The organism is Corallococcus sp. AB045 (genome assembly GCF_003668895.1).
Classification (GTDB): Bacteria; Myxococcota; Myxococcia; order Myxococcales; family Myxococcaceae; genus Corallococcus; species Corallococcus coralloides.
Genome location: NZ_RAWN01000359.1, coordinates 1 through 4,692 on the forward strand (window position 1 = coordinate 1; position 4,692 = coordinate 4,692).

General features: G+C 74.0%; 2 protein-coding genes. One reads left to right on the top strand and one right to left on the bottom strand.

What is annotated here, in order from left to right; genetic code table 11:
• Nucleotides 1–1,756, top strand: a 1,756-nt coding sequence (locus tag D7Y21_RS40375) for a DEAD/DEAH box helicase (RefSeq protein ID WP_147469523.1), incomplete at its 5' end; no start/stop codon positions are given.
• 53 nt (nucleotides 1,757–1,809) lie between these two features.
• Here D7Y21_RS40375 and D7Y21_RS40380 read toward each other — a convergent pair.
• Nucleotides 1,810–4,674 carry a type 2 lanthipeptide synthetase LanM family protein gene (locus D7Y21_RS40380; RefSeq protein ID WP_120563124.1) on the bottom strand — a complete coding sequence of 955 codons (2,865 nt, stop codon included), beginning with the start codon at nucleotides 4,672–4,674 and terminating at the stop codon, nucleotides 1,810–1,812.
• Nucleotides 4,675–4,692 lie beyond the last annotated feature (18 nt).

The following is a 4,692-nucleotide window of genomic DNA, read 5'->3' on the forward strand; positions in this document are numbered from 1 at the left end:
CCCCTCCTTCGACGCCCTCGGGCTCAAGCCCGACCTCGTTGAGGCGCTGACGTCGCTCGGCTACGAAGAGCCCACCCCCATCCAGGCCGCCGCGCTCCCGCCGCTGCTGGCCCAGAAGGACCTGCTGGGTATTGCCGCCACGGGCACCGGCAAGACGGCCGCGTTCTCGCTTCCGCTCCTCCAGCACCTGAAGCCCGGCGCCGCCGCGCCGCACAGCACCTCCGCGCTGGTGCTCGTGCCCACGCGCGAGCTGGCCATGCAGGTGTCCGAGGCCATCCACCGCTACGGCCAGAAGCTGGGCGTCAGCGTGCTCCCGCTCTACGGCGGCCAGGAGATCGGCCGGCAGCTGCGCGTGCTCAAGCGCGGCGTGGACGTCATCGTCGCCACGCCGGGCCGCGCGCTGGATCACCTGCGCCGCAAGACGCTGAAGCTGGACCAGGTGCAGACCGTGGTCCTGGACGAAGCGGACGAGATGCTCGACATGGGCTTCGCGGACGACCTGGAGGCCATCCTCTCAGAGACGCCCGAGAAGCGGCAGACGGCGCTGTTCTCCGCCACCCTGCCCCCGCGCATCGCCAGCATCGCGGAGCGCCACCTGCACGAGCCGGTGCGCGTGCGCATCGAGAAGGAGAAGCTGGAGGCCGGGGAGATGCCGCGCGTCCGGCAGACGGCCTACATCGTGCCGCGCGCGTTCAAGATCGCCACGCTGGGCCGCGTGCTGGACCTGGAGTCCCCCACCGCCGCCATCGTGTTCTGCCGCACGCGCACGGAGGTGGATGAGCTCACCACGTCCCTCAACGGCCGGGGCTGGCGCGCGCACGCGCTGCACGGCGGCATGAGCCAGGAGCAGCGCGACCGCGTCATCAAGCAGTTCAAGTCGCAGGCGGCGGACCTGCTCATCGCCACGGACGTCGCGGCGCGCGGCCTGGACATCCCCCGGCTGACGCACGTGGTGAACTTCGACGTGCCCAACGCGCCGGAGGCCTACGTGCACCGCATCGGCCGCACGGGCCGCGCCGGCCGCGAGGGCGTGGCCATCACCCTGCTGGAGCCCCGCGAGCACCGGCTGCTGCGCAACATCGAGCGGCTCACCGGCCAGCGCATCGAGGTCACCGCGGTCCCCACCGTGTCGGACCTGCGCGCACGCCGGCTGGAGATGATCCGCTCGTCGCTGCGCGAGGCGCTCGTGGGCGGGGAGCTGGACGCGTTCCGCGGCATCGCGGAGGACCTGTCCGGCGAGTTCAGCGTCATGGACGTGGCCGCCGCCGCCATCAAGCTGCTCCAGGAGAAGGAGGACGAGGGCAAGGACTCCTCCGATCAGGACATTCCCCAGGTGTCGGCGCCGGCGGAGCGGAAGGTCCCGCGCACGGAGCGCTCCGGGCCTCCGGGCCGGTTCGCGGACCGCGACGCCGAACGCCCGTCGCGAGGCCCCCGCACCGCCGACCGGGGCGAGCGCGCCGAGCGCGGCGAACGGTCCGAGCGGGCCCCCGCGCGTCCCCCGCGCGCGCCGGAGTGGAACGTCACGCGCCTGTTCATCGGCGCGGGCCGCACCGCGGGCATGCGGCCGGCGGACCTGGTGGGCGCCATCGCGGGCGAGGCGGGGCTCGACTCCTCGCGCATCGGCGCGATCCACATCGCGGACATGTACTCCATCGTGGAGGTGCCGGAGCCGGAGGCCGCGCGCATCATCTCCGCGCTGAAGGGCTCCACGCTGCGCGGCCGCAAGGTCACCGTGCGCCGCGACACCCGCGACTGACGTCCCTTCCGCGTCACCGGCCTCCCGTCACGGGCGGGCCGGTGACGCACGCATCAGAACGCGTCCGGGTCCAAGTCCCCCGCGCGCCCCAGCAGCAGCGGCGACGCGAGCCGGCTCTCCGGGTGCATGCGCAAGAGCGTGTGGATGACGCCGCCCAGCCCCGCCATCAGCCCGGGTGAGAAGGCGTCACGGGCAAGCCCCGCCACCGGGCCACGCGCCTCCAGGCCAGAGATCAGCTCCGCGTCCAGCGTCTCCCGGTCCGGCCCGAGCGGCTCCGAGGACAGCCGCCGCGCCGTCTCCAGCAGCTCCCACAGTCCCAGGTCGCCATGGCACAGGGTGTGGGTCCAGCCGAAGCCCTCGCGCACGGCCGCGGCCCGGGCCCGCTGGAACAGGTCCCCGTAGCGGGGCATCCCCGTGCGCGCGAAGAGGTCCGCCGCCGCCAGGCCGATGCCCGTGCTCCCGTGGCACCAGGTCGTCAGTTGATCCGTGGCGTCCGGGCGGCGCAGGTCCGTCCAGTTGCCCACGTCCCGCCGGTAGAGCCCGTCCACGAAGTCGAAGGCGCGCTCAGAGAGGCTTCGCCACCGCCGCCGGTCCGCCGCCGTCCCCGCCGCGCTCAGGCCCAGCCGCGCCAGCGCCCAGGCGATGCCCGCCGTGCCGTGCGCGAAGCCGCCGATGGGCTCCGGGAACATCGACGTGGACCACCGCGCGTCCCCCGCCACGCTCCGCGCCGTGTCCTCCAGCCGCCGCCCCGCGTGCGCCGCGAGGTCCAGCCACTTCGGTTCGCCCGTCTGGTCCACCAGGTTGAGCAGCGGGACGATGACGCCCGCCACGCCGCCGAGCACCTCCAGCAGTCCGTCGGCCTCCAGCACCTGGGGCGTCAGCACCGCCGCGCGCTCGCGGGCCCTGTCCAGCGCGCCAGGGACGGTGCCCAGGTCGTGCAGCGTGGACCAGATCCACACCTGTGACGCGAGCCCGGAGAAGCCCCCCGGCGACTTCACCGGCACGCGGTCCTCCGTGGCGCGCAGCACCGCGAGCGTGCCGTCCAGCAGCTCCGGCAGTCCCTCCACCGCGTCCGCTCGGCCGTGGTGGACCTCGCGCAGGTACTGGGCCAGCACCACCGCGACGCCGCCCTGTCCGCTGTAGTGCTCGGCGGAGAGCGGCCGCACCGCCCAGCCGTATTCGGCGAGCACCGGGCTGATCCACGTCACCGTCCCGTCCGGTCCCCGCACGGCCGCGTCGCGCACGCGGCGGACCAGCGTGGACAGCTGGGCCCGGCGCCGCGCATCCAGGCGCTCCTTGCGCGCGGACGTGACCGGCGCGGGGACGCGTGGTGGCAGGGCCTTCTCGTTGAGATAGGCGCTGATCAACGTGCTCTGGATGGTCATCTCCTCCAGCGACTCATCCACGGAACGCCACGCCTCCACCGTGGCGTCGATCACGCTCCGGGTCACGGGCAGCGTGAACACGGGGATGTCCCCCACGCACAGGTCCGCGAGCTCCTCCTCGATGACGGGCGCCGAGGACGGCGCACCCGGGGAGACCTCGGCGTTGCGGCGCATCACGTCGTGCGCCTTCGCGCGGGCCTTGGGCGCGTCGTGCAGCGACGCCGGGTGCCAGAGCATGCGCAGCAGCTCCGAATAGGTCTGCGTGGGCCGCAGGATGCGCCGGACCACCGCGCCCATGAATGGCTCCAGCTGCGGGCGCAGCGCTCCGTCCGCGTCCAGCGCCTTCATCCGCGACGTGAGCTCGCGGAAGCCGCCGACGACCTGATCCCAATGCCGCGCGAGCACGGGCTCCGGGCTGGGATGGTTCCTCGACGGCGGACGCTCCACCCACGTCATGCCCAGGCGGGCCGCGTCCGAGCCGCCGCCCACGATGGTGGGCACCTGGATGCGCGGCTGCTGGCCCGGGAGGGAACCCGCCGCGGAGATGTCCAGTCCGCCCAGGCCCGGGCCTCCGCTGCGCACGGGCAGCAGACCGGTCCTCAGCACGGTGCCCCGGATGGCCTTCGCCGCCAGGTCCACCGCCAGCCCGCGCTCCGCCGGAGGCACGGGCGGATCCGGGGTGAAGAGGCTCTCCACGTCCACCACCACGGGCACGGGCCCGTGCGCGATGAGGTTCTCCGAGTGCAGATCCGTGCCTCCCAGCAGGCGCATCACCGCGAGCCAGTGACCCAGGTTCCGGTAGAAGCGCGCGAGTTCGGTCTCGCCCTCGCAGAAGCGGTGCTCCACGAACTCCGCCCAGCCGTAGCCCGCGCGCACCAGCACGGACGGCACGCGGATGCGCGTGGCGGCGTCGTCCGGCGCGAGCAGCCTCGACAGCAGCCCCTCCAGCGCGCGGTCCACGCGCATGCACCGGGGCTTGTAGAGCACCTGCCCCTCCTCCAGCTCCAGCAGCGCGACCGTCTGGCCGCCCCGGTGGGCATCGCCCTCGCCCAGCCGCAGCCGCTTCAGCGCGCCGCGAGGCTGACCTGGCAACGCGGACAGCGCGTCCCGGTCCGCGACGAACCGCTCCGCGAGCCGCGACACCGCCTGGACCTGGAGCCGGCCCACGGTGGCCAGCCGCTCGAGGAGCGGCGGATAGCGCTCGCGCAGGTGCGCGTGGAAGCCGGAGGTGCACGCCCGGTCGAGGAACTGGTTCCACCGGCCCTCGGTGTCCGTGGCGTCCAGCCACCCTTCCAACCCCGCAGCGTGAAGCTCCAGGAGCAACACCCGGTTGAGCTTGAGCTGGGCGCTGAAGCCCACGGCCTGCCGGGCCGCCGTCTCCACGACCTCGCGCTCGCGGGCGGAGAGGTCCGCCATCCGCGCCAGCCGCTCCGACAGCGTCTCCAACTGCGGCGCCAGCAGGACGCTCACGGGGCGCGCGAGCCACCCGGCGGGCGGGACTTCGGTGGCGGTCGACGCTTGCTCGTGCACCATGGGTGGGCTCCCTGGGGG

Coding starts and splice junctions, on each gene's coding strand:
- D7Y21_RS40380 (WP_120563124.1), bottom strand. CDS start 4,674: ATGGTGCACGAGCAAGCGTCGACCGCCACCGAAGTCCCGCCCGCCGGG.